At 41.7% G+C, this 25,490-nt stretch carries 25 protein-coding genes; 13 read left to right on the top strand and 12 right to left on the bottom strand.

Translation table 11 applies throughout. The features are described from left to right. Positions 1 to 4: 4 nt before the first annotated feature. Together J0X14_RS05785 and J0X14_RS05780 are read right to left on the bottom strand one after the other, a co-directional pair. Positions 5 to 454, bottom strand: coding sequence for a YybH family protein (locus tag J0X14_RS05785; protein ID WP_207096827.1), 450 nt, complete (start codon positions 452 to 454; stop codon positions 5 to 7). 35 nt (positions 455 to 489) lie between these two features. Continuing rightward, a complete protein-coding gene (locus J0X14_RS05780) occupies positions 490 to 3,114 on the bottom strand; it encodes a DUF5916 domain-containing protein (RefSeq protein ID WP_207096826.1) in 2,625 nt (874 codons plus the stop codon). A 311-nt stretch (positions 3,115 to 3,425) separates the two neighbouring features. Between J0X14_RS05780 and J0X14_RS05775 the strand changes: the two genes are divergently transcribed. The 4 genes from J0X14_RS05775 (at position 3,426) to J0X14_RS05760 (ending at position 9,302) form a co-directional block, all read left to right on the top strand. After that, complete coding sequence (locus tag J0X14_RS05775; RefSeq protein ID WP_207096825.1) at positions 3,426 to 4,187, top strand: LytR/AlgR family response regulator transcription factor; 762 nt, start codon at positions 3,426 to 3,428, stop codon at positions 4,185 to 4,187. Next, positions 4,187 to 5,272: a sensor histidine kinase gene (locus J0X14_RS05770; RefSeq protein ID WP_207096824.1), complete on the top strand. Its 1,086-nt coding sequence runs from the start codon at positions 4,187 to 4,189 to the stop codon at positions 5,270 to 5,272. The genes J0X14_RS05775 and J0X14_RS05770 overlap by 1 nt, the downstream gene beginning before the upstream one ends. A gap of 185 nt (positions 5,273 to 5,457) precedes the next feature. After that, on the top strand, positions 5,458 to 7,875 hold the full coding sequence (locus J0X14_RS05765; RefSeq protein WP_207096823.1) for a TonB-dependent receptor domain-containing protein: 2,418 nt from the start codon (positions 5,458 to 5,460) through the stop codon (positions 7,873 to 7,875). Between the two features lie 65 nt (positions 7,876 to 7,940). Beyond that, positions 7,941 to 9,302 (top strand): exonuclease domain-containing protein, encoded by a 1,362-nt coding sequence (locus J0X14_RS05760; protein WP_207096822.1) that lies wholly within the window; start codon positions 7,941 to 7,943, stop codon positions 9,300 to 9,302. A 279-nt stretch (positions 9,303 to 9,581) separates the two neighbouring features. Here J0X14_RS05760 and J0X14_RS05755 read toward each other — a convergent pair whose 3' ends face one another. The 4 genes from J0X14_RS05755 to J0X14_RS05740 all read right to left on the bottom strand — a co-directional run bounded on the left by J0X14_RS05755 (position 9,582) and on the right by J0X14_RS05740 (position 14,176). After that, complete coding sequence (locus J0X14_RS05755; RefSeq protein WP_207096821.1) at positions 9,582 to 10,355, bottom strand: aldose 1-epimerase; 774 nt, start codon at positions 10,353 to 10,355, stop codon at positions 9,582 to 9,584. Then, entirely contained in the window at positions 10,352 to 11,653 is a 1,302-nt protein-coding gene (locus J0X14_RS05750) for a M20/M25/M40 family metallo-hydrolase (protein ID WP_207096820.1), read from the bottom strand. The genes J0X14_RS05755 and J0X14_RS05750 overlap by 4 nt, the downstream gene beginning before the upstream one ends. A 216-nt stretch (positions 11,654 to 11,869) precedes the next feature. Continuing rightward, positions 11,870 to 12,850 carry a PLP-dependent cysteine synthase family protein gene (locus J0X14_RS05745; protein ID WP_207096819.1) on the bottom strand — a complete coding sequence of 327 codons (981 nt, stop codon included), beginning with the start codon at positions 12,848 to 12,850 and terminating at the stop codon, positions 11,870 to 11,872. An 84-nt stretch (positions 12,851 to 12,934) separates the two neighbouring features. Beyond that, on the bottom strand, positions 12,935 to 14,176 hold the full coding sequence (locus J0X14_RS05740; RefSeq protein ID WP_207096818.1) for an ABC transporter permease: 1,242 nt from the start codon (positions 14,174 to 14,176) through the stop codon (positions 12,935 to 12,937). 3 nt (positions 14,177 to 14,179) lie between these two features. On the opposite strand from J0X14_RS05740, the gene J0X14_RS05735 reads away from it, so the two are divergent. After that, positions 14,180 to 15,406, top strand: coding sequence for an exo-beta-N-acetylmuramidase NamZ domain-containing protein (locus J0X14_RS05735; RefSeq protein ID WP_207096817.1), 1,227 nt, complete (start codon positions 14,180 to 14,182; stop codon positions 15,404 to 15,406). Here the strand turns inward: J0X14_RS05735 and J0X14_RS05730 are convergent. Beyond that, the gene (locus tag J0X14_RS05730) at positions 15,403 to 16,233 is read right to left on the bottom strand and encodes a sterol desaturase family protein (protein WP_207096816.1); all 831 of its coding nucleotides are present in this window, start codon (positions 16,231 to 16,233) and stop codon (positions 15,403 to 15,405) included. The genes J0X14_RS05735 and J0X14_RS05730 overlap by 4 nt on opposite strands. Positions 16,234 to 16,254: 21 nt before the next feature. Further along, the gene (locus J0X14_RS05725; RefSeq protein WP_207096815.1) at positions 16,255 to 16,749 is read right to left on the bottom strand and encodes a YkgJ family cysteine cluster protein; all 495 of its coding nucleotides are present in this window, start codon (positions 16,747 to 16,749) and stop codon (positions 16,255 to 16,257) included. A gap of 86 nt (positions 16,750 to 16,835) precedes the next feature. Between J0X14_RS05725 and J0X14_RS05720 the strand changes: the two genes are divergently transcribed. Together J0X14_RS05720 and J0X14_RS05715 are read left to right on the top strand one after the other, a co-directional pair. Further along, on the top strand, positions 16,836 to 17,543 hold the full coding sequence (locus tag J0X14_RS05720) for a class I SAM-dependent methyltransferase (RefSeq protein ID WP_207096814.1): 708 nt from the start codon (positions 16,836 to 16,838) through the stop codon (positions 17,541 to 17,543). 43 nt (positions 17,544 to 17,586) lie between these two features. Beyond that, positions 17,587 to 18,387: a hypothetical protein gene (locus J0X14_RS05715; RefSeq protein ID WP_207096813.1), complete on the top strand. Its 801-nt coding sequence runs from the start codon at positions 17,587 to 17,589 to the stop codon at positions 18,385 to 18,387. Positions 18,388 to 18,395: 8 nt separating this feature from the next. Here J0X14_RS05715 and J0X14_RS05710 read toward each other — a convergent pair whose 3' ends face one another. Next, on the bottom strand, positions 18,396 to 19,028 hold the full coding sequence (locus J0X14_RS05710) for a 7-carboxy-7-deazaguanine synthase QueE (protein WP_207096812.1): 633 nt from the start codon (positions 19,026 to 19,028) through the stop codon (positions 18,396 to 18,398). Positions 19,029 to 19,137: 109 nt separating this feature from the next. On the opposite strand from J0X14_RS05710, the gene J0X14_RS05705 reads away from it, so the two are divergent. Continuing rightward, positions 19,138 to 19,824, top strand: a complete 687-nt coding sequence (locus tag J0X14_RS05705; RefSeq protein WP_207096811.1) for a DUF4386 domain-containing protein — start codon at positions 19,138 to 19,140, stop codon at positions 19,822 to 19,824. 21 nt (positions 19,825 to 19,845) lie between these two features. Here the strand turns inward: J0X14_RS05705 and J0X14_RS05700 are convergent, their stop codons facing one another. Further along, positions 19,846 to 20,298, bottom strand: a complete 453-nt coding sequence (locus J0X14_RS05700; protein ID WP_207096810.1) for a Rid family detoxifying hydrolase — start codon at positions 20,296 to 20,298, stop codon at positions 19,846 to 19,848. Between the two features lie 55 nt (positions 20,299 to 20,353). Here J0X14_RS05700 and J0X14_RS05695 point away from each other — a divergent pair, with 55 nt between their 5' ends. The 3 genes from J0X14_RS05695 (at position 20,354) to J0X14_RS05685 (ending at position 22,960) form a co-directional block, all read left to right on the top strand. Further along, the gene (locus J0X14_RS05695) at positions 20,354 to 21,862 is read left to right on the top strand and encodes a helicase HerA-like domain-containing protein (protein WP_207096809.1); all 1,509 of its coding nucleotides are present in this window, start codon (positions 20,354 to 20,356) and stop codon (positions 21,860 to 21,862) included. A gap of 7 nt (positions 21,863 to 21,869) precedes the next feature. Continuing rightward, complete coding sequence (locus tag J0X14_RS05690; RefSeq protein WP_207096808.1) at positions 21,870 to 22,421, top strand: hypothetical protein; 552 nt, start codon at positions 21,870 to 21,872, stop codon at positions 22,419 to 22,421. A gap of 71 nt (positions 22,422 to 22,492) precedes the next feature. Next, the gene (locus J0X14_RS05685) at positions 22,493 to 22,960 is read left to right on the top strand and encodes a YybH family protein (protein WP_207096807.1); all 468 of its coding nucleotides are present in this window, start codon (positions 22,493 to 22,495) and stop codon (positions 22,958 to 22,960) included. Here J0X14_RS05685 and J0X14_RS05680 read toward each other — a convergent pair. Next, positions 22,957 to 23,379 carry a winged helix-turn-helix transcriptional regulator gene (locus J0X14_RS05680; RefSeq protein ID WP_207096806.1) on the bottom strand — a complete coding sequence of 141 codons (423 nt, stop codon included), beginning with the start codon at positions 23,377 to 23,379 and terminating at the stop codon, positions 22,957 to 22,959. The genes J0X14_RS05685 and J0X14_RS05680 overlap by 4 nt on opposite strands. A 97-nt stretch (positions 23,380 to 23,476) precedes the next feature. Here J0X14_RS05680 and J0X14_RS05675 point away from each other — a divergent pair, with 97 nt between their 5' ends. Both J0X14_RS05675 and J0X14_RS05670 read left to right on the top strand, forming a co-directional pair. Further along, positions 23,477 to 24,316, top strand: coding sequence for an alpha/beta fold hydrolase (locus J0X14_RS05675; protein WP_207096805.1), 840 nt, complete (start codon positions 23,477 to 23,479; stop codon positions 24,314 to 24,316). A 33-nt stretch (positions 24,317 to 24,349) separates the two neighbouring features. After that, a complete protein-coding gene (locus J0X14_RS05670) occupies positions 24,350 to 24,772 on the top strand; it encodes a VOC family protein (RefSeq protein WP_207096804.1) in 423 nt (140 codons plus the stop codon). Position 24,773: 1 nt separating this feature from the next. On the opposite strand, the gene J0X14_RS05665 is transcribed toward J0X14_RS05670, so the two are convergent. Next, positions 24,774 to 25,400, bottom strand: a complete 627-nt coding sequence (locus tag J0X14_RS05665) for a DUF2306 domain-containing protein (RefSeq protein ID WP_207096803.1) — start codon at positions 25,398 to 25,400, stop codon at positions 24,774 to 24,776. Between the last annotated feature and the right edge of the window lie 90 nt (positions 25,401 to 25,490).

Here is a 25,490-nt window from a genome sequence, read left to right as displayed (position 1 = left end):
TGAATCAATCCCAGACAAATTTCCAGGAACCATCCTTCTGACGCTTCCATACCGTATGGAACACTCCCATGGCTTCAGCAGGGTTCCCTTCTTGATCTTCATAACTGAAAGTGTAATAGCCATACGTGTATCCCAAGTCGCCAGACTTGGCCACATCCACAAACTCAGGTGACCATGCCAACCCTTTTGAGTTTTGGTCTTTCATATATTCGCCTATCCCTGTTTTCTTCATAATGAGTTGATTGCCCCGCATCAACACGGCATCATCTGCAGCAAAGGCCAAAAATGCCTTGTTCATGCCTTCTTCCTTGGCCATTTGGGCAAAGGCAGCTTCGGCATCCGTAATTTCTTTTTTCCAAGTGGCCAGCATTTCTTCGGATGGCCCTTTTTCTGTGGTGCACGAGATGAAAAGTGCCATGGCCATCAAAACACCTATACTTTTTATTTTTTTCATGATTGATTTGTTTAAAGCTATTTTCAAATTTCTGTTTAAAGCACCAATCGATAGGTCAGCTTCATTAGAAAAATATTTTCTGGTTTTTGCCCAAAGATGCCTGATTCCAAACCTCGTGTCAGACCCAATGTTGGATCTAAGAAATTGGAAATGCCCTGCGACCATACCAAAAACAACTCAGAGCCTGGAATGTACTCCCAACGCAACACCAAATTGGAACGGAACTCCACCAGTGAGAAATCTGGATCGTCAAAACTGTAATCCACATTCCCATCCAAATTCTCATCTACCTCATAAATCCCTGAATCCGGTTGCATGGTGATTTGATTTTCATCATACAATTGGTAGCGATCAATCAAATTATCCGCTGTGGGGTTGGTGATATAATTAAAATTAGAGTATCGCCCCCTAGCAATAAAGGGTTGTCCATAATACTGAATGGTGAGGTTGGGGTTGATCGTATAATTGATCCGAAAAGCGGCACTCAAACTCTTGTTGTCTATTTCGGAAGTTATGTATCTGGGTTCTCCATTAAAATCAGTTTCGGTGACATATTGTGTTTTGTGTGGGTATCTGGCAAACTGCGGACTCAAGGAGACTGTTAGTGCATTAGAGGGTTGGTAAGTAATGCCCCCTGTGAACTCCATAATGGTAAAATGATTCTGTTTTCCCTCGGAATACAATAGGTCTGCACTAAAACGCAGTTTTTTTCTACGGTCCGTATTGGCTATGAACCAAGCAAAGTTCTCTCTGGACAATCTAAATCGTGGTCCACCTTGTAGCCAAGCATTTCGATAATTCGCAGGGATATGTCCTCCTCCAATATCAAAGCTCCAATTGTTCAAGAAAGTCGCATCCGCCCCAAATTGGTATTGGGTTCTATTCCGGTTTCCATCAAAGTCGAAGCTGTTGAAATACGAAAAGGTACCTCCAGCCCTTCTAAAATGGCCCGTTTGTCGTGTAGACCTATACTCCACGGTATTGTACTGTCGAAATTCATCCGTCTGCCGTAAAAAACCAATATCATTGATTTCCAGTTCCGGGGATTTCCAAAAAGCACCAATGGTATATCGCAAATTACCTCCGCCCACTTTTCCATATTCCAATTTACCACCGGTCCCGGCCAAGGACGTTCTGGTGGAATCGACCGAAACATGACCTGCATCTGGTCGCTGGAATAAATGTGTTAAGGTGTTCTGAGTGGCCGCAATGGCCTCCGGGCTTCCTTTCACCTGACTAAAAACGGAATATCCGGTCAGGTAATAATTTCTGTTGTTCCACTGGTGTTTAAAATCCAACCCTCCCGAATAGGCATCGGTATGCAAAAAGTTCAGGGACTCCGGCATGTCAAACCGATTTACAGCCGTTACCACCCCACCGATATAAGAGTTATTTTGATTGAAATCCTTTTGCAATCTACCCACAAAATAATTGGTGAGTGGCTCTACCAATTCCTTATTTCGGGTTCCGTTGACATCAATCTCGGCAAACTCTTTGGCGGTAAGACTTTCCATAACCCCTATGGACCATCCATTTTTAGTTTTACCCGAAAATTTGGCCGCTCCCAGAATGGTCGTCTTACTGGGTTGATCTACGTATGCATTTCCCGAAGTATTGGGATATCCCTGTGGGTTTCTACCAATCCGTCTAGAATAAAACAGATTGTCCGAAGCATGCGAAAATTGAAAGTCAAAAATATTCTTGTTCTCCACAAAAAAGGGTCGTTGCTCCCGAAAAAATATCTGGAAACCATCCAACGCAATAGCGGATGGGTCCGCCTCTACCTGCCCGAAATCGGGATTTACGGTTAAATCCAAGGTAAGATCGTTCGTAATTCCAACCTTGGCATCCACCCCTCCATTCAGTGTAAAATCGCTGCCATCCCTAAAGGGATTCCCCTCTTCTTGCTCATAGGTTTTTAGTTGGGTAACGGTAAAAGGTTGTACTTCCAATTGTTTTTGAGGGGTAAGGTTTTTTAGGCCGTGAAGTTCTCCAAACTCACTTACCCAACCTGGGGCATCTTGGGGAATCCTTTGCCATAGGGAACGCTCCTCATTTCTAAAAAAACGTCGGTGAACCTGAAGCCCCCAAACTTGTTCGGCATCGCCATTAAACCGCAACTGACTTAGGGGAATCTTTATTTCGGCTGTCCAGCCTTCATCATCTATTTGGGTTTTGGTCATCCAAATGGGACTCCAACTGGCATCCCAGCTGCTCCCATTATTGGAAATAAACTCATCCCCCCTAACCCCTGCCACCGTGGCCGTGAACGAAAATGCGGTTCTGAGGTCGTGATAACTGTCTATATTCACCTCCACCCAATCCCCATCAAATGTATCGCGCCTACCCATGCGCCTTACAATGCTATCTGAAGCTGAATCAAACGCACGTATGGCAAAATATAGGTACTTGGCATCATAAATCACCTTGAACTTGGTCTGAAAACTGGGTTGGGTGTTCTCATCAGGGCTGTACTCGATGAAATCTCCGCCCCATTCCACCATTTCCCACACCGGTTCATCTATGTTGCCATCAATCTCTGGAGGTTGTTCTTGAGCAATTGACATGGTCATGTATTTCTTTTTTTCAATGATTTGGGCATCCAAGTCATACATTGGTGCCAAGAACAACAGTACTGGCAACAAAAAAATATTTCTCATCCAAGTGTGGTTGACATCAACACCACTTAGGTTTCCCAAAACCCATCCTTTTGGATAACAGGAAACCTATTTTGGCAATTTAAGTTGCCGTTATGGTGATTGATTGCGTTTTTTGATTGATAGAAAACCTTACGTTTTCAAGCTAAAATTAGGTGATGATCAAAGGGTGTTGCCAAGAATGAATTGAATACCCCTTATTTTGATGTGAATGCCCAAATACTTGATTTAAAACACCTTCATCCTGAAATATGGGGTTCAACCCCCATCTTCAAAAAATCCAATTGTTTAGTATTTTCGCCTAAATTGCAACAATGGCGTATAGGGTAATCATTGTAGATGACGAACTACTGGCACGAAAACGCATTGCTGAACTTCTGCGGATACGAACCGAGTTCCAAATTGAAGCGGAATGTGGCAATGGTGAGGAGGCTATTGTTCAAATTAACCAGCTTAACCCCGATGTGATTTTCCTTGATGTGGAACTCAAAGACCTTACTGGTTTTGATGTGCTCCAGCAACTCACACTCCAAAAAATGCCCTTGATTGTGTTCATCACAGCCTACGACAATTATGCCATACAGGCTTTTAATAATTACGCTTTGGACTTTCTTTTGAAGCCTTTTAAGAACCATCGTTTTTTTGAAACCTTGGATCGTATTGAGGAACGAATGAAACTGAATACAAATGGGACCGACATTAGAAAGTTTTTAATGGAAGTTCAAGGAGGTGCCACGAGCCCATTGGCATCCCGATTGCCCATTCGCGAAAATAACAGGACCGTTTTTGTGAACAAGGACCGCATTAAATACGTTTGTGCCTCTAGCTATTATTCGGACATTTATAGCTTGGAAAAGAAATACACGGTTCGAGAATCACTTAAAAACTTAATGCCCCAGTTAAACACCCATAAATTTGTAAGAATCCATAGATCTACTATTATCAACATAGACTATATGCTGGAGTTGGTGCACTCAGACTACAACGAAATGGATGTGCGCATGCAGGATCAGGAATTGTTCCGAATCAGCAAGTCCTATAAAAAAGAGTTTCTTCAAAAATTGGGATTGGGATAATGCTGAATATCATAAAAAAATACAGCGAAAAGCGGCTGATCATTTATCTGGTGGTCTTCTACACTTTTATAGCGCTCGTTGAATTTTTAAGGGGGTTTTACTTTTTGTACAGTGGACCGCGAAGGGTTACGGATGACCTCACCGGCCTGGCCTTGGTAAGCTTTATCGATTGGGCCTTTGTACTGCTGTACATGTGCTCCGTTTCGTTGCTCACCAAATATCTATTGTTAAAACGAGTGGCCTGGATTAAGATTATTCCCCTACACATTGTACTGAGCATCATAATAAGTTATCTGGTAGGGTTTATCTCGCCCATGATTTTGGATTATTCCATGATCAATGCCAATTTTGCTTTCTTTGAAAAGGTGACCCACACCTTTTTCTTCAATGTTACCACCAACATTTTGTTGTACAGCTCCATGACGTTGATCATTTATGCCTATTTCTATCTGCAGCAAATCAAAGATCAGGAAATTCGGAACAAAGTTTTGGAGAACAGTTTGATCAAGTTTAAATTAAAGACCTTGGAAAGTCAGCTCAACCCTCATTTTTTGTTCAATACGCTCAACAGTATTTCCAGCCTTATCCCCAACAACCCCGATGCGGCTCAGGACATGGTGGCCGACATCAGTTTTCTGTTGCGAAAATTCTTAAGCATAGACGATAAAAACTTCATTACAGTTCGGGAGGAGTTGGAAATTTTGGACTACTACACCAATATTTTAAAACAGCGGTTTCAGGAAGATTTGGTCATTACCAAACAAGTTGAAGAATCTTTGCTGCACAAACAGATACCACGATTATTGATTCAGCCCATCATTGAAAACTCCATAAAACATGGATTTTCACAAAAAAACAAGAAGCTTCGCATCCATTTATCCATAGCAAAGCATGGGGATTCCATAGAGCTTTCCGTGGAGAACAACGGTAAAAAATTACCCAAATATCCCATTTATTCCAATAGCGGTATTGGCATTATCAATATTAAAGAACGGCTACAGGCACTTTATCATGGTAAGTCCGACTTCCATTTTGAGAACATGTCCAACGGGGTTAGGACCATCATAATCATTCCCTATAGCTGAGCCACAGAACATCCGATGCAGTATTCAAGGGATTCACATCAAATACGTATGGAATTAAATCAATTCTGAACAAACTACGCCCTAAAATCAGATTTTAGCGTTGTTTTCAAAACGATGGTTTTGTTTGATGATTTATGCTTAAGCCAACTTTTTAAGTTGGCTTTAGTTCTTATTGATACCAACTTATGATCAAAAAATTCTTAGGGCTACTGTTCATTCTAATGGTCGGCCAAGCACATGCACAAACTGCTTTTAAAGGAAAAATAGTGGACTCCAATGGTGAGGCGATTGCTTTTGCCAATGTGGTGGCTATGAGTGAAACCGATTCCACCCTTATCAAAGGTGCCATCACCGATGCGGATGGTTTGTTCAACATCGATATAAAACAACCAGAGAATTCTTTTTTGTCCATTTCTTATGTGGGATACAAGGCCAAGGTAATTTCGGATTTATCCACGACTAATCTGGGAGACATTCCTTTGGAAGATCAGGCTCAAGAGTTGCAAGAGGTTGCTGTGGTCGCCCAAAAGCCTTTTATCCAAAAGGAACAAGATAAACTCGTTCTTAATATTGAAAACAGCATCGTAAACACCGGTAATTCCACCATGGAAATTCTGGAGAAGGCACCCGGGGTAATCGTAGATCAAGACGATAATATATCCCTCAGTGGCCGAACCGGGGTCCGCATCTATGTTGATGGAAAGGATACCCGCTTACAGGGAGAGCAATTGGCCAATCTTTTGCGAAGTCTTCCTTCTTCCAATATTGAAAAGGTAGAGATTATCACCAATCCCTCTGTACGGTATGAAGCACAGGGTAATGCGGGAATCATCAATATTGTGACCAAAAAGGGGAAACTTTATGGTACGAATGGCAGTTTGACCTTAAGTCCAGGGTACGGTCGGTATTTCCGTTGGAACAGTTCTGTGGACTTTAACCACCGAACCGAAAAATTCAACCTCTACGGCCAATATTCCTATACCGACAGAAACCAATACCAAGAAATTGTCATTGATCGGACTTTTTTGGACGGAGACCAACCCATGGGCTATTACGACCTTCAAAATGACTTTGAACTTCCTTTAAAAATGCATACGGGACGATTGGGTCTGGATTTTACGGCTAGTGAAAAAACCACCCTTGGTGTCCTCTTCACCGGTCTCAATAATGGCAATAAGAATATTTCCACCAGCAATATATTGGGTTACAATACAGACCGGGAATTGATTTCAGAAGAAAACACCGATACCAATATCAACTCAGAATGGAACCAACTCACCGCCAATTTTAATGCTAGGCATTCGTTTACCGATAAAAGCATACTGACCTTTAATTTTGATCATGCGCGTTACAGCAATTGGTCCGACCAGAGGTTTGTTTCGAACTTTGAATTCTTCGAAGATAATACCACTGCTCAAGACATTCTTTTAGGCGATATTGATGGCTATTTAAACCTTACTGGGCTTACTTTGGATTATGAACTCACTTTGGAAAATGGGGATAGATTTGAAGCAGGTTGGAAAAATACCTGGGTGAAATCCGACAATGACCTAGCATATGTCAACGACAACAACGGGGTTATCACGCCCAACACTAATTTGAGCAACCATTTCATCTACGATGAAGACATTTATGCAGCTTATGTGAGCTACAACCTCAACCGCGAAAAATGGAATGCACAGTTTGGACTACGCGCCGAAAACACCACCCTAACCGGAAACCAGATTACCACTAATACCATCAATGAGCAGGATTATTTGAACTTGTTCCCAACAGCTTCTTACAACTATACCTTTAACGAAAATCATGCATTGGGGCTATCCGCAGGGAGGAGAATCGACAGACCTGGGTATGCACAGTTGAACCCTTTCCGAACCTTTGTGAACACCAATACCTATCGTGAAGGGAATCCATATCTGCAACCCCAGTTTACATGGGTGAGCGAGGTAAATTACACCTTTAAACAGCGGTATTATTTTGCATTTAATGTGGGCTATACCGAAGATGTCCTTACCATGGCCATTATTCGTGATGGTGATGAAGAGGTTGTTGTTGTGCGACCCATCAATATTGCCAATTTAAAGAGTTATTCCTTAGTAGCCAGTCTACCCATCAAATTCAGTAATTGGTGGCAAAGTAACTGGAACCTTAACGCTTCGCTCAACGATTTTGATGGAGAAATCAATGGGTTTGATTTTGACCGAAACAATCCCGTGGTCAGCCTCAACACCAACCACAGTTTTGGTCTCGGAAAGGGATACCGACTTCAGGCTGGGGCTTTTTATTTGTTTCCTCACTACGCTACCATCACCAAAGCACAAACCATCTCGTCCTTTTCACTGGGACTTCAAAAAAATCTATTCAACGATACCATGACGCTTCGGTTCAATATCAATGATATTTTCTGGAACCAATACCCCACTGGAAGAACCCAATTTGGCAATTTGGATGATACCTTCACCAGTTACCGTGATACGCGCTATGCCACCCTTTCGGTTTCATGGCGATTTGGTAAACAATCCGTACAGCCCGTTCGAAGAAGACAGTCTGAAATCCAGGAAGAAATGAACAGGGCCCGCCAGGAAAACAATAACCAAGGCTAAGCTTTCCAACCTTATGATGTAGTTCGAAAAAGTTCTAACTTTAATGCCCTGAACTTTTTGGAAGCTTGTACACCATAATCGACATAGAGACCACTGGAAATGGCATAAAGGGGAACAAAATCACCGAAATATCCATTTTTAAGTTAGATGAAGATCAAATTGTGGACGAATTTACCTCTTTGGTGAATCCACAATGTCCCATTCCTTATTTTATCACGGGACTTACTGGGATTGATGATGATATGGTGAAGGATGCACCGACCTTTCAAGAAATTTCAAAACCCATCCAAGACATTACCGAGGGATGTGTCTTTGTGGCCCATGCCGTGAATTTTGATTATGGGGTAATCAAGGAAGAATTTCACCAAATTGGGGTCGATTTTACCCGAAAAAAACTCTGCACTGTCCGTTTGTCCCGAAAATTGATTCCCGGACTACGCTCCTACAGTTTGGGTAAACTCTGTTCGGCAGTACAGATTCCATTGACGGATAGGCACCGTGCCCGGGGAGATGCCCACGCTACCACCCTGCTGTTTCAAAAATTGTTGAACACCCCCAATGCAGAACCCATTTTTCAAAAGTTTTTGAATGCCCGAAGTCAGGAGGCCACCTTGCCACCACATTTGCCCAAATCAGTTTTTGATAAAATTCCGCCAAAACCGGGTATCTATTATTTTAAAAATCAGCAAGGAGAAATCATTTATGTGGGCAAGGCCATCAATCTAAAAAAAAGGGTGTTGGGCCATTTTTATGACAAGAGCATCAAAGAAACCCAAATGTGCAGCGAAACCTCAGATATTGATTTTAAACTTTCAGGAAGTGAGTTGGTGGCACTGCTTATGGAATCCGCTGAAATTAAACGATTGTTTCCACTATACAATCGCGCTCAAAAACGAACGCTGAAACAATATGCCATTTTTAACTATGAGGATAGAAACGGCATCATTCATTTGGCATACAATACCCTAAAGGGTATCCCCAATCCTATAAAAGTATTTTACAACCAAACCGATTGTAGAGCCTATTTGGAGGAAATGTGCAAAAATTTTGCGTTATGCCCCAAGTATTGCCATTTGCAGCAGACCAATGGAGCATGTTCGCACCACAGAATCACCTCTTGTGAGGGAGTTTGTAAATCAGAAGAACCTGTTGAAAGCTACAATGAAAAAGTAAAGACGGCCATTTCAGCCATGAAATCTTTGGAATCTGAGGTGAGAGTCATACGCGAAAAAGGAAGGAATGCTAATGAGCAGGCTGTAGTTTTAATTTCGGAAGGGGTTTATAAAGGGTATGGATTTATAGACCAAGAAATGGCAGTGTCCACTTTGGAGGATATTGAATCTTTCATCATTCCGCAAAAAAATACCTTGGAAGCCCAACGCATTGTGGAATCCCTTTTGCCCAAATTGGAGTCTTTTGTGCTATAGCCCTTTTATCTTCCGATACATTCGTATCACAAAGGCTATCCAAAAGACAATAATCAGGGCAACTACTACAATATAGGGAAGTATGATTTCCATAATTGGATTGGTTTTGGTTATGTAGCCCCGACACCAGAATCCTTGGTTTAGAATTCCTATTATTTCCTTTTAAAAGTGCGTTGAACAGCAAAACCGATGGAACGGCCATACTTTCTCATTTCTAATTTAGTAAGAAAAAGTTTACGCAATGTTAGAAAATCATGAATTTTGAAACATTTTCGATAATCAACCTCTCAATATCACCTTAAAGATGGCATCTTCATCCCCTAAATGCTGAAAACCATGATATAGGCCCCGTTGTTCAACAGCATACGGATAAAACGAGATGGGCTCAATACAGACCATGTTCCTAACCTGGGTCCAACACATAAAATGACCAAAACCTTCGGTCTCGATAGTAATATCTTTATCATCTTTTAGCGTGATGGAGGTGCAATTTTCCACTTGAAGGGCTCTACTGCCCACTTCCAAGACCTCATTTAAAGAAATCTCTTGTTGCTTGGCAATTATGGCGGGAGTGTTGGAATGAAGTTTAAAGGCGGGGTGGTATCCCAACATAAAGGGCATGTCCCTTTCCCCAGAAACGGTAAATGTAACCTCCAAGGTTTGATTCTTCAAGGAAAATGATTTTTCAAAGCCAAAACTATAGGGCCACATGAGCCATTGTTTGGGAGATTTATCAGGATACTTGGAATTCTTTATTGGAGTTCCCGCTTTATAGTTCTTTGTAAAAACCGCCGAATCCTCGGTTTGGGACTTCAGTTCATATTCCAACTCCCGTAGCAATCCATGCTGGTCTTGAACCGCATTGCCCCTTGGTACTTGAACATTAAAACCTGCCTCATTTACCGGACCGATAATGGGAAACATTTCCGTATCTGAACTTCGCCAGCCTGGACTCCCCTTTTGGTGGATAAATTCATGCCCGTTCACCTCAAAACTTACCAATTCCCCAGCATCAATACCAACCGTGGCATTTTCACTTTTTAGCTCTATCATAAATTGGTATTTATCAATCTATAAATCAAGATAGCGGTACGTTTGGTCAAGGCTTCGATGGTGTTTAAATTAACGGTTTCCTCTGGAGTGTGTGCATTGGAGCCCATGGTTCCCAAACCATCCAAACAGTCTACATATTGGGCCACGAAGGACACATCTGCGGCTCCTCTTTTTCCTGGGTCATACGCCAACACTTCGCCTTGTTTTAAATCCATACTTACCTGATTCAAGGTTTCCAACAATTGCAAATTCCCTTCGGTAGGCTGCATGGCCGGATAGCTATCAGTAAAACTTATAGTCGCTGAGGTCATTGGCAGATTTTGGTCCACAATTTCACGCATTTTTACTCTTGCTCTTTCCTTTTGTTCTTCGGAAATAAATCGGAGGCCTCCCCGAACCATTGCTTTTTGGGCAACTACATTGGTTTTTCCAAATACATCGCCTTTACTCGTTGACGCATCAAAATTCACAAAAGTACCTCCCAACAGTGTTCCTGGATTGAAGGTCAAAAGATCTTCACCCTTTACATCGGTATAAAATTCATGAAGGATACGGGAGATTTCAAAAATGGCCCCAGCTCCGGTGTTTTCACTAAAAATTCCGGAGGAATGGGCACGTTTCCCCTCCACTTCCACTTCCCAACCAGAAGCACCTCTTCGAGCCACCGTGGCATAATTAAATCCTGTAGAAGTTTCAAAACCTAGCGCAATATCACTTCGCTCTGCGGCATCCACCAAATCCTTACGACTAATAGACAAGGGCTTCCCGGTACTTTCTTCATCTCCTGTATATGCAGCAATGATTTGTGCATCCTTTAATAAACCATTCTCTTGCAGAGCCTTTAGAGCATATAACATAATGACATCACCCCCTTTCATATCATTGCCTCCAGGAGCATGCGCAATACTATCATTGACCATTTCAAAGGTTTGGAAAGGACTATCTTCCTCAAAAACCGTATCCAAATGCCCTATCAGCAATAGCTTTTTGCCTTTACCACCTGAAGTTTCAGCAAAAAGATGGCCAGCTCGACCTATCTCGCTGGGCATTTCTATCCATTTGGTTTCAAAACCAATATTGTCAAACGCATCCTTGAAGACCATCCCCACTTCCTTGACCCCTTTGGCATTTAGAGTACCACTATTGATATTCACCACTTTTTTTAAAAAATCAATAGCTTCAGAATTGTTGCTTTCTATGGAAGCGACAATCTTTTTCTCGGTTCTGGAAAGTTTTTGAGCGGTAATTGAAACGGTGAGCAAAAGGGATAAGACGGTAAAAAGGTACTTGACTGGCATAGTTATCATTTTGAATATCTTAATTATTGATTATTAGCGTCAGTTCGAGTGAAATTCTGAAAGGATTTTGTATCGAGAACTGTATGGAATTTCCAAAAAATCATTCTCGATACCTGCCTTTGCCGCAGGCAGGCAATTTTTCCTCATTTCATTCTGAAAAATCACTCGAATTGACGTTAGAGCACTAAGTGCTTTTCGGAATCAATTTATCAAATTTTACTCGATAAATCCCTTCTCCCGCATCCAATCATCATTAAACATTTTACCCACATACCGACTTCCATGATCATGGAAGAGTACCACCACCACATCATCCTCGGTGAAATGTTCCTTTAATTGCAACAATCCTTTGATGGCAGCCCCTGCGGAATTCCCCAAGAACATGCCTTCTTCTTGAGCCAAACGACGCGTATATATGGCAGCATCTTTGTCTGTTACCTTGGTAAAGCCATCAATAATGTCAAAATCCACATTCTTGGGCAAGATGTCCTCCCCAATACCTTCAGTGATGTAAGGGTAAATCTCATTTTCATCGAAAATTCCAGTCTCATGGTATTTCTTAAAGACGGAGCCATAGGTATCAACACCCCAAACCTTAATATTGGGATTTTTCTCTTTGAGGTACTTTCCTACGCCCGATATGGTTCCACCCGTACCCACACCCACCACAAAATGGGTTATTTTTCCATCGGTCTGATTCCAAATCTCGGGGCCGGTACTCAAATAATGGGCTTTGGTGTTTCCTGGATTGTCATATTGGTTCACATACCACGAATTGGGAATTTCGGTGGACAGGCGCTTTGCGGTGGAATAATAGCTACGCGGGTCGTCAGGAGCCACATCGGTGGGACAAATATGGACCTCGCTTCCCATGGCCTTGAGAATGTCCATTTTTTCCTTGGATTGTTTGTCACTGATCACACAGATCATTTTATATCCTTTGATCACTGCGGCCAAGGCCAAACCCATTCCAGTATTGCCCGAAGTTCCCTCAATAATGGTTCCGCCGGGTTTCAAAATCCCTGCGGCCTCTGCATCTTCCACCATTTGAAGGGCCATGCGGTCCTTCACCGAATTTCCAGGGTTAAAAGTCTCGTATTTGGCCAAGACCAAACAGGGTAAATCCGCTGTTAATTTATTCAGTTTTACCAAAGGGGTGTTCCCTATGGTCCCCAATATGTTTTCTGCGTATTCCATTGCTATAAAGATACTTTTTATGGATGGCAAATGGCAACCATCAGGAGTTAAACTCTTTGCTTAGTTCTCCCAATTTTAAAATCCTTACTCGAACTTGATGGCTTTTACTGGGGTAATCTTGGTGATAATGTAGGAGGGAACCAGAAGCATCAATAGACATAGCAACATCACGCCTAAATTTAAGATGACTACAGTGGGAACATCCAAAAAGACGGGAATGTAATCTATATAGTATTCCTCTGGATTGGGAAACTTGAACATTCGGTACTTGTCTTGCAAAAATAGCAGCCCCAGCCCCAACACATTGCCCCAGAGTAATCCGATAGCAATCAAGTAGGCGGCATTGTACAAAAACACTTTTCGAATGCTCCAATTGGCAGAACCAAGCGCTTTTAAGATGCCAATCATTTGGGTACGTTCCAAAATCAAAACCAAAAGGGCGGTAATCATATTAATACCCCCTACAATAATCATAATTCCAATAATGAGGGCGATGTTGAAATCAAAAAGTCCAATCCATTCAAATATGCGATAGTATTTGGTTTTGATGTTCTGCGCATCCAAACTGGAAACGGTTTTCCCATAAATTTCATCGCTTTTTTCCTCCAACTGGTCAAAATCATCCAAAAAGACCTCAAAACTGCCCACTTGGTCTTCTTCCCATTGATTCATGCGTTGTATATGTCGAATGTCGACAAAAACATAAGTAGCATCAAACTCCTCAAAACCACTGTCGTAAATGCCTACAATGTCAAACCTACGTGTGTTTGGGGGTTTTGAAGCATCACCATCTTTCAGGAAGAAGGAAAAAAAGTTGTCCCCTACTCCCAATTGGAGTCGATTGGCCATCATCTGGGAAATCAACACTTCTTCATTGAGTTTTCCTGAATAATCTGGTAACCGCCCCTCAACAATATATTCTGCAAAAGCCGACCAGTCGTAATCCTTGCCCACACCCTTGGCCAAAATGCCTTCAAAAGTGTCTTCGGTACGAATGATTCCACCTTTGGTGGCCACCGCCTGAACATGCTTTACCCCGTCTACATTTCCGAACTCCGGATAAAAATCTTGGTTCAAGGCAATGGGAGATAGGGAAACATCGGAAGTATTGTTATCGTAATTGGAAATTTGAATATGCCCGTTAAATGCAGAAACTTTTTCGCGAATTTTGCGCTTAAGGCCAACACCCGTAGCTATGGCAATAAGCATCATGACCACACCAATGGCAATTGCGGCAATGGCAATTTTTATTATAGGGGCGGAAATACTAATTTTATGCTCCTTCCCTGTAATCAGGCGTTTGGCAATAAACAATTCTAAATTCAACGAATGCCCATTTTATCGATATTCAAAAGTACAGTTTTATTGTTGGTTTTGGTGTTTTCTTCTTGCAAGGGACAGCAAAAAGAAGCAAAATCTTTACAGACCGAACCCTCCAAGGAGGTGGTTCCAGAAATCAAAGTGGCCGCCAATAGAACCGAAAATTACCTTCCTCTTTTGAAAGGCAAAAAAGTTGGAATTGTGGCAAATCCAACCAGTGTCATTTTCAATAACCAAGGCTATACGCATTTGGTGGATTCTTTGGTATCGCTGAATGTTGATGTGAAAAAAGTCTTTGCCCCGGAACATGGATTTCGTGGTCAGGCCGATGCTGGTGAGCATGTGAAGGATGGTGTGGATACCCAAACAGGGCTTCCCATTATCTCACTGTATGGAAAGAATCGAAAACCTTCCCAAGAATTGTTGGATGGACTGGATGTGGTTGTTTTTGACATTCAAGATGTGGGGGTTCGTTTTTACACTTTTATTGCCACGTTACAATTGGTGATGGAAGCCTGTGCAGAGCACAATACACCCATGATTGTTTTGGACCGACCCAACCCAAACGGCCATTATGTGGATGGCCCAACCATGGAAAAGGAGCATACCAGTTTTTTGGGGATGACCCCCATTCCTTTGGTTTATGGGATGACGATTGGTGAATATGCGCAACTACTTAATGGTGAAGGTTGGCTGGAAAATGGCATCAATGCAGATTTGACCGTAGTCCAATTGGAAAACTATACACACCATTCCGAATATCATTTACCTATTCGCCCCTCTCCCAACTTACCGAATGACGTTTCCATTACGCTTTACCCCAGTTTGGGCTTGTTTGAAGGCACCAACGTAAATGCGGGTCGAGGAACCGAATACCAATTTCAAAGATATGGCGCCTCTTTTATGGACAGCACAAAATACGATTTTAGCTATGTGCCTGAACCCAATTTTGGGTCGAAAAGCCCCAAAGAAGAGGGTAAAACTTGTTTTGGAAAAGACTTATCAAAATCTCCTCGGATGGATGAGGTCTCACTACAATGGGTGATAGATGCTTATCAAAACACTATGGATAAGTCCAAATTTTTCCTCACCAGTGGCTTTACCAAACATGCAGGAACGGCGCTTTTACAACAACAGATTGAGAGTGGACTTTCCGAAGAAGAAATAAAGGCCACTTGGCAGGAGGACTTAGAGGCCTTTAAAAAAATTCGGGAAAAGTACTTGATTTACAACTAACCTTCGGTAGTCGGTCTTCTGTACTTATGAAAGGGCTGCTTTAGCAATCCTTTGATGCTGCTATTCTCCTTTTCATCAGGAAAAGTGTCCACCCCGTACACAATTTTATCCACATCCAAACTCATGTAGGTGCCGAACAATCGGTCCCAAATAGCAAAAATATTCCCGTAGTTAGAGTCCGTATAAGGTAATTTATAATGATGGTGCACTTTGTGCATATCTGGACTGACAATAAACCAGCTAATGGCAGTGTCCACTTTTTTGGGCAATCGAATATTGGCATGGTTGAACTGGGACAGGACCACAGACAAACTTTGATACAACATAATAATCCCAATGGGTGCACCCACTATAAAAACCCCAATCAAGGTAAAGGTATATCTAATCAGGCTTTCCAAGGGGTGGTGCCTATTGGCCGTAGTGGTATCCACATTATGATCGGAATGGTGCACCAAATGCACCATCCACAATGGCTTTACCTTGTGTTCCACCCAATGTGCCGTATAAGCTCCAATTAAATCCAAAAGCATCACACCAAGGAGTACATAAAGCCATAAAGGCATTTCGGGTAACCAATTAATAACCCCAAACTGGTTTTCCATAGCCCAATCTGAAGTTTTCAGCAACAAAAAGGCCAATGGAAAATTGATAATAATAGTGGTAAGCGTAAAGAAAAAGTTGGGAACGGAATGCCTCCATTTCTTGTAAGGGACACTAAAAAGCGGCATAATCCCTTCCAAAATCCAAAAGAAGGTGATTCCACCTACCAAAATGAGACTTCGGTGCCAAGAGGGAATGGTTTCAAAGTAGGTAATGACCTGTTCCATATTCCCAAATATAACAAAACGTCACATTTTCACCCTCTTTTTCATCTCTTCTACAATATTGAAAGCTGCAGGACAAATAGCAACATTTTTTAGGGTAAGATTGCTGATTTGATGAAACTTTTTTCGGTCCGTATGGGGAAATTCACGACACGCCTTGGGCCGCACTTCATAGATGGAACAATAGTTGTCGGCTCCCAAAAAAGTGCAGGGTACGGATTGCAAAACATAGTCGTTTTCCTCATCAATTCTCAGGTATCGGTCAATCAATTCTGAAGGTTTTATTCTAAAATGCTTGGCGATTCGTTCAATATCGGTATTGGTAAACAGTGGCCCTGTGGTCTTGCAGCAATTGGCGCACGTAAGGCAATCCGTTCTTTCAAATTCGGCATGGTGCAGTTCCTGCATGGTATAGTCCAAATCCTTGGGTGGTCGCTTCTTTAACTTCGCAAAGAATTTTTTGTTCTCTGCCTGTTTCTCTCGAGTCTTTTGGGGTAGCTGTTCCAATTCCAAATCCATAGTGGACAAACTTAAAAAAGAGAATCCAATTAAACCTTAGTTTGGGATTAAAGTCACACCTTTGTCATTGATCATCACTAAAAAACATGGCGGATATTCTTGGTAAAGCCCTGATGGACTACCATCATGGAAATTATTCCGAAGACATTAAGACTTACTCGTCGTTGGACGAGGAGGATGTCATTCCACTTCCGTATTTGTTCCGAAACTTTAAAGATATGCCCAAACTGGAACAAAAAGCCCTGCAACTGTCCCGCGGTACAGTGTTGGATATTGGTAGTGGAGCAGGAAACCATGCGCTTTATCTTCAAAACAAAGGGCACAAAGTAACCGCTCTGGACAACTCCACCGGCGCTATTTCCGTATGTAAGGAACGAGGTGTTAAATCATTGGTAAACACTGCTGTCCTCGACTATGATAAAGAAAGATTTGATACCTTGCTACTGCTGATGAACGGCGTTGGATTGGCAGGGTCCTTGGACAATTTGGATGATTTTTTGCAGCATTTGGCCTCATTATTGCTGCCCAATGGGCAGATTCTGTTGGATTCCAGCGACATCATCTATATGTTTGAACAGGATGAGGATGGGGGTTATTGGATTCCCAACAATGACAAGTATTATGGTGAGGTAACCTTTACCATGGAATACAAAGGTGAAAAAGGGGAGTCTTTTAATTGGCTTTATCTTGATTTCAATACCTTGCAAAATGTGTGTTGGACCAATGATTTGGATTGTGAACTGGTCTTATTGGGTGATCATTTTGATTATTTGGCCAGAGTGACAAAAAAATGATACTAGTTTCTGAAACGGAACGTTTTATACAATATCGATTGCTATGAAAAAGAAAATCGCTGTTTATTCTTTACTTGTCCTTGGACTGCTTTTAAGCTGCTCCAAAGATTCTGGAAATGATGACGACCCAAATTCAAAAGTTGACAAATCTGCCAATCTTCTGGGAACAGGAGCATCTGCCCAAGATCTCTTGGCCAATACCAAGTTTGATGAAATACTGATAGAAATTGCATACGTTTCAGGTTTTCGCCCTACAGCCGAAGCCATTGCAACTTTTGAGGAATTTATAAGAGCACGAACTTTTAAGGAAGAGATTACATTTACCTATAAACAACTTCCTTCTCCCAATGAAGAAACCCTTACTAAGGAAGAGGTTGCAGACTTGGAAAAGGAAAACCGCACTGCCTATAATGATGGATCAACATTGGCCCTATACATCTATTTTGCCGATGCTCCGTCAGATTCGGATGATGAAAGCGAAAACTTGGTAACCTTGGGCGTGGTATACCGAAACACTTCCATGGTCATCTATGAAGCTACTATTCGAGATTTAGTAGGAAACAGCGCTTTTGTATCTGTTGCCGATGTGGAATCCGCAACGCTTAATCACGAATTTGGACATTTATTGGGGCTTGTAAACCTAGGAACTCCAGTTGTCAACAATCATGAAGACCCCGAAGCAGATAGTCATTGCACAACAGAAGGTTGCCTAATGCGCGCTGAGCTTCAGTTTGGAGGACCCATGGTAAAACAGATGCAACGTAATGCCTCAAAAGGGTTGGGCACCATCCCAAATCTGGATGCAGAGTGTCTTTTGGACCTTCAGAGTAATGGCGGTCGTTAATCCCAAAACTAGGGAATATTCAAATATTTATGGGTCTGAAGTGAAACTTTCCATTTGGGATGTTTCATAACGTAGTCCACAATCAAAGGAACCATCTTATCCCGAACGCTCCATTCTGGCTGTAGATAAAGAATGCAATCGTTGTTGACTTTGGCCGCTTGCTCCTCAGCAAAAATAAAGTCATGCTTGTTGTAGACAATCACCTTCAATTCATGTGCCTTCTGGTAAATATCTTCCTCTGGAAGCTTATTTTTTTTGGGGGAGAGACATATCCAATCCCAAATCCCCGTTAGTGGATACGCTCCAGAAGTTTCAATATGGATTTGCAGGTTTTTGGACTTTAAACCAGCGGTCAAGGGACCCATATCCCAGGTCAGGGGTTCACCTCCGGTAATTACAATGGTATCAGAATATTTGGCAGCATTTTCAACGATACTTTCAATTGCTGTTGGAGGATGTGTCTCCGCATTCCAACTTTCCTTGACGTCGCACCAATGGCATCCCACATCGCAACCACCCACTCTAATAAAATAAGCCGCGGTTCCTTTATGATATCCTTCTCCCTGAATGGTGTAGAACTCCTCCATTAAAGGAAGCATCAAGCCCTTTTCCACCAAATCCATGACATTGTCTTTTACCATGCTGCAAAGATAAGATTCCTTAGTGTACTTATTTCCTATAAAATACACGATAAAATAATCATTGGCTGTAACAAACCTTCTCTTCCATCGTCTCACAAAAAACTACCATATGAAAACCAATAAAGCAACAGCCCGTCTAGCCGGATTCCTCTATCTAACTGTGGTTCTTGCCGGAATTTTTTCCCTGCTGTATGTACCGTCTCAACTCATTGTGTGGGACAACGCCCAACAAACGCTTGATAACATCGTAGCCTCCGAAAGACTTTTCCGATTGGGAATAGTGTCGGAATCCATCAGTTTTACGGCTTTTCTGTTATTGCTCCCAGTATTATACAAGTTACTGCACACCGTAAACAAATCTTTTGCCGTAGCTATGGTAACCCTTGCCTTACCTACGGTTCCCATCTTTTTTAGCATACTCTTGAACAAATTTGCGGTTTTATCACTGATCGATGGGGTTGGAGAAACAACTTGGCCCATAGCCGATCAAGTGATGTTCTACTTAAGACAATTCAATAAGGGCAACCTCATTGGCCAGAACTTTTGGGCCTTATGGCTTTTCCCTTTTGGATATTTGGTCTTTAAATCCGGTTTTCTGCCCAAAGTATTGGGGCTAATCCTAATGATAGGCAGCGTTGGATACTATCTTAATTTTCTAGGGAAAGTAGCACTCCCCAATTATTCAGATTTTGCCATCTCAAGTTACATGACAATTCCAGCCAGCATTGGAGAGATTGGAACCTGCCTATGGTTGGTCATCATGGGTGCCAAAGAAAAGACTCCCAAGACTTTGTAAAAGGAAATATTGCTTGATAGGTTATTTTACTGCTATCACATCAATCTCAATCTTGGCATTCCTTGCCAATCCGCTGGCGGCAAAAGTCGTTCGGGCTGGTTTGTTGGTAAAATATTGGGTATAAACCTCGTTAAAACTGGAAAAATCGTCCATTGTGCTCAAAATCACAGTACATTTTACCACATTGCCCAAATCCATCTGGTGTTGCGCCAAAACATCTTTGATATTTTTGATGGCCTGCTCGGTCTCGGCTTGGATGCCACCTTCAACCATATTACGGGTGGAATGGTCCATACCAATCTGTCCGGCTAAAAAGAAAAGATTCCCTGCCTGAACGGCATCACTAAATGGCGCATCTTGCTTTTTGACTTCGTGGGATTTATGGAAAATTAGTTCGGTCTTTTTTTGGGCGTAGGCAAACCCCATTGTTCCCAATGTCAAAACAAATAACAAAACGTATGGATAAGGTTTCATAACTGGTTTTTAGATTTGCTTAAAATTACCCTATTTTTATCGGAAATTGAATGTGATGGGCAACAAAGAAAAATTCTTTGAACATATAGAGCAGGGCTATACCACAAAAGGAGATTACATTATTATGGGTGCTGGCATGTTGGAAGGCGAGACCATCACCAATGCCTATGTAAAAGTACCCCTTAAAACCCTAAACCGCCATGGTCTTATTGCCGGTGCTACGGGAACCGGAAAGACCAAGACCCTTCAGGTGTTGGCCGAAAATCTTTCGGATAAAGGAATTCCTGTTTTGTTGATGGACCTTAAAGGAGATCTAAGTGGGATTGCCCAACCCAGTCCAGGTCATCCCAAAATTGATGAACGACATGAAAAAATAGGTCTCCCTTTTGAAGCCAAAGGTTTTCCAGTGGAGATTTTATCGTTATCGGAACAAGATGGAGTTCGCTTGCGAGCCACCGTTTCAGAATTTGGACCGGTTTTGCTTTCGCGGATTCTGGACCTTTCGGTGACCCAAGAGGGCATTGTTGCCGTGGTATTCAAATACTGTGACGACAACAAACTTCCGCTTCTTGATTTAAAAGATTTTAAGAAAGTGCTTCAATATGCCACAGGAGAAGGCAAAGAAGAGTTCCAAAAGGCATACGGGCGAATTTCCACGAGTTCAACGGGTACCATTTTGAGAAAAATCATTGAACTGGAGCAGCAAGGCGCCGAGCTTTTCTTTGGAGAAAAGTCGTTTGATGTGGAGGATTTGGTTCGAATCGATGAAAATGGAAGAGGGTTTGTGAACATTATCCGCTTGACCGATATCCAAGACCGACCCAAACTTTTCTCAACTTTTATGTTGAGTCTCTTGGCCGAAATATATTCCACTTTTCCCGAACAGGGTGATAGCGAACGACCTGAGCTGGTTCTTTTTATTGATGAAGCCCATTTGATTTTTGACAATGCTTCCAAAGCTTTGTTGGACCAAATTGAAAGTATCGTCAAATTGATTCGTTCCAAGGGCATTGGCCTGTATTTTGTCACCCAAAACCCTACCGATGTTCCAGATGATGTCTTGGCGCAATTGGGATTGAAAGTGCAACATGCCCTACGGGCATTTACTGCCAAAGACCGAAAAGCCATAAAACTAACGGCTCAAAACTACCCCATTACCGAATTCTACGATACCGCTGAAATTCTAACTTCACTGGGAACCGGAGAAGCACTGATTTCTGCGTTGGATGAAAAGGGACGACCTACCCCATTGGCTGCTACCCTAATGCGGGCACCTATGAGTAGGATGGATATTCTTTCTGAAGCTGAACTTAAAGAGACGCTGGGTAAATCCAAGTTGATCAAAAAGTACAATGAGGAGATTGATCGGGAAAGTGCCTATGAGATTTTGAACGAAAAAATTGAAAAGGCAGAAAAAGAAGCCGAAAAAGAGAAAGAGGATACCCGTTCCCGTAGGTCAACATCAACCAGAAGAAGCACCAGAATGAACCCTGTGGTAAAAGTACTCACCAGCGCAACCTTTATCCGTGGTGTTCTTGGTGTATTAAAAAAAGTGATTCGATAAAAATTTTATGAAAAACAAAACTATCCTTGCTATTATAGCTTGCCTTTTGGTATTTATACAATCTTGTGAAAAAGACACTCCTTACTTAATTACTGAAGACAGTGTTGGGCTACTGCTAAAAAGCTCCAAAGTTTCGGAGTTGGAAACTCTTTTCCCCAATGATTCCATTGTTAAGGACACCACAAATCTTGATATTGGCGCCATTTCATCCAAAAAGATTGAGGTTTTTGAAAAGGGAGGGAAACATTTGTTGACGTTGACCCCAAGTACGGACAGCATCCAAACCATTGAAAATGTTAGGATATTGGACAAGCGCTATGCTACAAATAAGGGCATTGGGCTGCAAAGCACTTTTGGGGATATTCAAAAACAGTATACCCTCAAAAAAATAGTGACCACTTTAAACAGCATTGTGCTATTTCCCAAGGAAAGTAACCTCTATTTTACCATTGACAAAGAAGAGCTGCCTTCCAATCTTCGTTTTTCTTCATCGAACATTGAGGCGGTACAGATTCCAGATGAAGCGAAAATAAAGTACTTGATGCTGGGTTGGGAATAAGATGTTAATTTATTGCTAAACAGGAGTATAAGCCTTTTCATTTGGTTAATTTATGGCCTAAAGCCATTCCAATGAAAAATCTGTTGTTTATAGTTGCCTTACTTCCCTGTCTGTTATATGCGCAATCCAATTTTGAACCTACTGATGGGCATCCCAATCCAGATGAAAAGGAAAAAATCATTGCGGCCACCAAAACATTTTCAAAAGCTTATATGAATGGAGATTTTGAAACGATAGCCAATAGCTACACTGTAGATGCTAAAATTTTCCCGAACAACACGGATATTATCGCTGGAAGAGCGGCTATTAAAAAGCAATGGCTATTGGGTGCAGGAACAAAAATCCTGCATCATGAAATAATCCCTCAGGAGATTACCTTCCTTGGAGACTACGCCCACGATTATGGTTACTTTGAGGGGAAATCAGAAAATAAGGATGGTTCCATTGCCAATTGGAGAGGAAAATATGTTGTTGTTTGGAAAAAAGAGGATGGTAATTGGAAAATGTACTTGGATATTTGGAATCGCATTCGAGATTAGAACAATCCGTATTTTTCCCGATTGGCAAGTACTTTTGGACTATTGGTTTGCATCCATTCGGTCAACTCCAATAATTTTTCAACGTAAGACTTTCCAAACTCGGTAAGGCTGTACTCCACGCGAATGGGCACTTCGGCATACGCTTTTCGGGAAATATATCCATCGGCTTCCAATACTTTCAACCGCTGGCTCAGCACCTTATTGGAAATCCCGTACACATACTTTTTTAATTTGTTGAAGCGAAGTACAGGAAAATACCCCAACCACAAAATAATCAAGGTACTCCATTGGTCAGAGGCCACGGACATCACGTCCCGTACTGGGCAAAGCTCAGGTGGATTCCTGAAATCGATATGCCCAAACATATTTTCTAATTTTTTTGCTGTTCCAACTTGCTGATTCTCAGTAACAGTTTCCATATGCCTACTTAGTTTTGTTAAGGTGACTTCTTTGTCCTTCTAAAATGAATATGTACTTTTGGTAACAATTAAAGAGTAAGTTACAAAAAGTAACCGTATGAAAAAACTTCTGACCAAAATAATACCCTTGGCTTACGGTCAATACTTTAATTTCTATACCCTCATTGCGCCAAAAAAAGCAGCCCATAAGGCATTCAATTTATTTTGTACCGTTAGAAAAGGTCGTGTGCAACCCCAACAGGTAGATTATTTGGAGGAAGCCAAACTTTCCATTGAATCCATTGAAAATATTCAGATTCAAACCTACCACTGGAAAGGAGAAAAAGAGACCATACTGCTGGTGCATGGTTGGGAAAGCAATACGTTTCGCTGGCGGAACCTCATCAAAAAACTCAGGGAAGCTAATTTCAACATTGTTGCGTTTGATGCCCCTGCCCATGGCTATTCATCCGGAAAATATTTGCATGTCCCTCTCTATGAAAAGATACTGCAGCACATGGTGAAAAAATTCAATCCTAAAAACATGATTGGACATTCGGTTGGTGGGATGACATTGATGTACAACGAATTTAAAAATCCAAATGCCGAAGTTGAAAAAATGGTCATCATTGGAGCGCCTTCGGAGTTTCACGAAATTATGGAACATTATCAAGACCTATTACGTTTCAATGATAGGGTGATGAACGTTTTGGATCATTATGTCCAGAATCGGTTTGGCTTTAAAATCCATGATTTTTCCACTTCGAAATTTGCAGAATCCAACACTAAAAAGGGATTGCTCTTCCATGATCGGTTTGATGCCATTACACCCTACCATGCGTCTGTAGCTGTACATCAAAAATGGAAAGGAAGTCAACTTGTGAGTACCGAAGGGTTGGGACATTCCATGCATCAAGAAGATGTGAACAACCAAATCATCTCTTTTTTGGAAGCTTAAAAAAGATGTTCTACTTTTCAGCAAAAATCCGTCATGCAAAACATTACCCCTTTTCACGTCGCCATCCCAGTCCATAATTTAGATGAATGTCGCGTTTTTTATCGCGATGTCTTGGAATGCGAAGAAGGGCGAAGCAGTGATCATTGGGTGGATTTCGATTTCTTCGGACATCAGTTGGTCATTCATTACAAGCCCAAATCCGAAGAAGCCTTGCACACCAACCCCGTGGACGGAAAAAATGTTCCTGTCCCCCATTATGGTGTAGTTTTGGAATGGGACACTTTTCAATCTTTTTCCAAAAAAATGGAAGAAAAGGGAATTGATTTTGTCATTGCACCCTACATTCGGTTTAAAGGTGAACCTGGAGAGCAAGCCACCATGTTCTTTTTAGATCCCGCTGGAAATGCACTTGAATTCAAAGCATTTAAGGATATGGGGCAATTGTTTGCCAAATAAATCAGTCTATCGTAAGCCCCTTTCTTCGTACCCAAAGAAAGGCAAATATCATGTTGGGCACCCAGCAAAGCCAAGCCACAATCTTGTAAGACACTAAAAACTGGCCCGTGGCCATAATTAGAAGGGGCATCCAAATACGGAGGGTAACGGCAGCAAAACAAGCTGCATAGCTGTAGATCATCATACCTTGATGAAGGGAAAGGTCCTTTTTACGTATGGCCACATAGGCTCTCAATGTGGTATAGAGCCAAATAATCCCCAAACAGATAAAACCAACAGCTGGAATGATTCCACCTGTGGCAAAAAAACCAAGATACACCCCGCAGATACCACCAATTAAGGCAGCTATCACATAAATTTTACCCAGATTTCGGTGCAAGGTTAAATTTCGGGAGCGCAGTTTTTGACTGAACTGGGACCATCCAGTCAACAAAGCCAATCCACCAAAGGTGATATGACCGTAAAAGGCCATATTCCAGACCTTACTTGACAATAACTCGGCAGACTTACTGGCCAACAACCCAATTTCTTCAGAGGTGAAAAAATATAGCAATGGGTAGAGGCCAATCCCAATAGCCAAAAAAGCGAACACTATCCAAGCAACTTTATTTCTTACCCTAGATGCCATACAAGTTGATTTTCAGAAAGGTAAGTTATCGAATATTTGGGGTAAAAAACAAGAATCACAACCCTAAATCGTTATAATAAAAGTTGAACA

The sequence above is a fragment of the Allomuricauda sp. CAU 1633 genome, assembly GCF_017313225.1.
Taxonomy (GTDB): domain Bacteria; phylum Bacteroidota; class Bacteroidia; order Flavobacteriales; family Flavobacteriaceae; genus Flagellimonas.
This window is presented reverse-complemented; position numbering and strand designations above follow the sequence as displayed.

Coding starts and splice junctions, on each gene's coding strand:
- J0X14_RS05785 (WP_207096827.1), bottom strand. CDS start 454: ATGAAAAAAATAAAAAGTATAGGTGTTTTGATGGCCATGGCACTTTTC.
- J0X14_RS05780 (WP_207096826.1), bottom strand. CDS start 3,114: ATGAGAAATATTTTTTTGTTGCCAGTACTGTTGTTCTTGGCACCAATG.
- J0X14_RS05775 (WP_207096825.1), top strand. CDS start 3,426: ATGGCGTATAGGGTAATCATTGTAGATGACGAACTACTGGCACGAAAA.
- J0X14_RS05770 (WP_207096824.1), top strand. CDS start 4,187: ATGCTGAATATCATAAAAAAATACAGCGAAAAGCGGCTGATCATTTAT.
- J0X14_RS05765 (WP_207096823.1), top strand. CDS start 5,458: ATGATCAAAAAATTCTTAGGGCTACTGTTCATTCTAATGGTCGGCCAA.
- J0X14_RS05755 (WP_207096821.1), bottom strand. CDS start 10,355: ATGATAGAGCTAAAAAGTGAAAATGCCACGGTTGGTATTGATGCTGGG.
- J0X14_RS05750 (WP_207096820.1), bottom strand. CDS start 11,653: ATGCCAGTCAAGTACCTTTTTACCGTCTTATCCCTTTTGCTCACCGTT.
- J0X14_RS05745 (WP_207096819.1), bottom strand. CDS start 12,850: ATGGAATACGCAGAAAACATATTGGGGACCATAGGGAACACCCCTTTG.
- J0X14_RS05735 (WP_207096817.1), top strand. CDS start 14,180: ATGCCCATTTTATCGATATTCAAAAGTACAGTTTTATTGTTGGTTTTG.
- J0X14_RS05730 (WP_207096816.1), bottom strand. CDS start 16,233: ATGGAACAGGTCATTACCTACTTTGAAACCATTCCCTCTTGGCACCGA.
- J0X14_RS05725 (WP_207096815.1), bottom strand. CDS start 16,749: ATGGATTTGGAATTGGAACAGCTACCCCAAAAGACTCGAGAGAAACAG.
- J0X14_RS05720 (WP_207096814.1), top strand. CDS start 16,836: ATGGCGGATATTCTTGGTAAAGCCCTGATGGACTACCATCATGGAAAT.
- J0X14_RS05715 (WP_207096813.1), top strand. CDS start 17,587: ATGAAAAAGAAAATCGCTGTTTATTCTTTACTTGTCCTTGGACTGCTT.
- J0X14_RS05710 (WP_207096812.1), bottom strand. CDS start 19,028: ATGGTAAAAGACAATGTCATGGATTTGGTGGAAAAGGGCTTGATGCTT.
- J0X14_RS05705 (WP_207096811.1), top strand. CDS start 19,138: ATGAAAACCAATAAAGCAACAGCCCGTCTAGCCGGATTCCTCTATCTA.
- J0X14_RS05700 (WP_207096810.1), bottom strand. CDS start 20,298: ATGAAACCTTATCCATACGTTTTGTTATTTGTTTTGACATTGGGAACA.
- J0X14_RS05695 (WP_207096809.1), top strand. CDS start 20,354: ATGGGCAACAAAGAAAAATTCTTTGAACATATAGAGCAGGGCTATACC.
- J0X14_RS05690 (WP_207096808.1), top strand. CDS start 21,870: ATGAAAAACAAAACTATCCTTGCTATTATAGCTTGCCTTTTGGTATTT.
- J0X14_RS05685 (WP_207096807.1), top strand. CDS start 22,493: ATGAAAAATCTGTTGTTTATAGTTGCCTTACTTCCCTGTCTGTTATAT.
- J0X14_RS05680 (WP_207096806.1), bottom strand. CDS start 23,379: ATGGAAACTGTTACTGAGAATCAGCAAGTTGGAACAGCAAAAAAATTA.
- J0X14_RS05675 (WP_207096805.1), top strand. CDS start 23,477: ATGAAAAAACTTCTGACCAAAATAATACCCTTGGCTTACGGTCAATAC.
- J0X14_RS05670 (WP_207096804.1), top strand. CDS start 24,350: ATGCAAAACATTACCCCTTTTCACGTCGCCATCCCAGTCCATAATTTA.
- J0X14_RS05665 (WP_207096803.1), bottom strand. CDS start 25,400: ATGGCATCTAGGGTAAGAAATAAAGTTGCTTGGATAGTGTTCGCTTTT.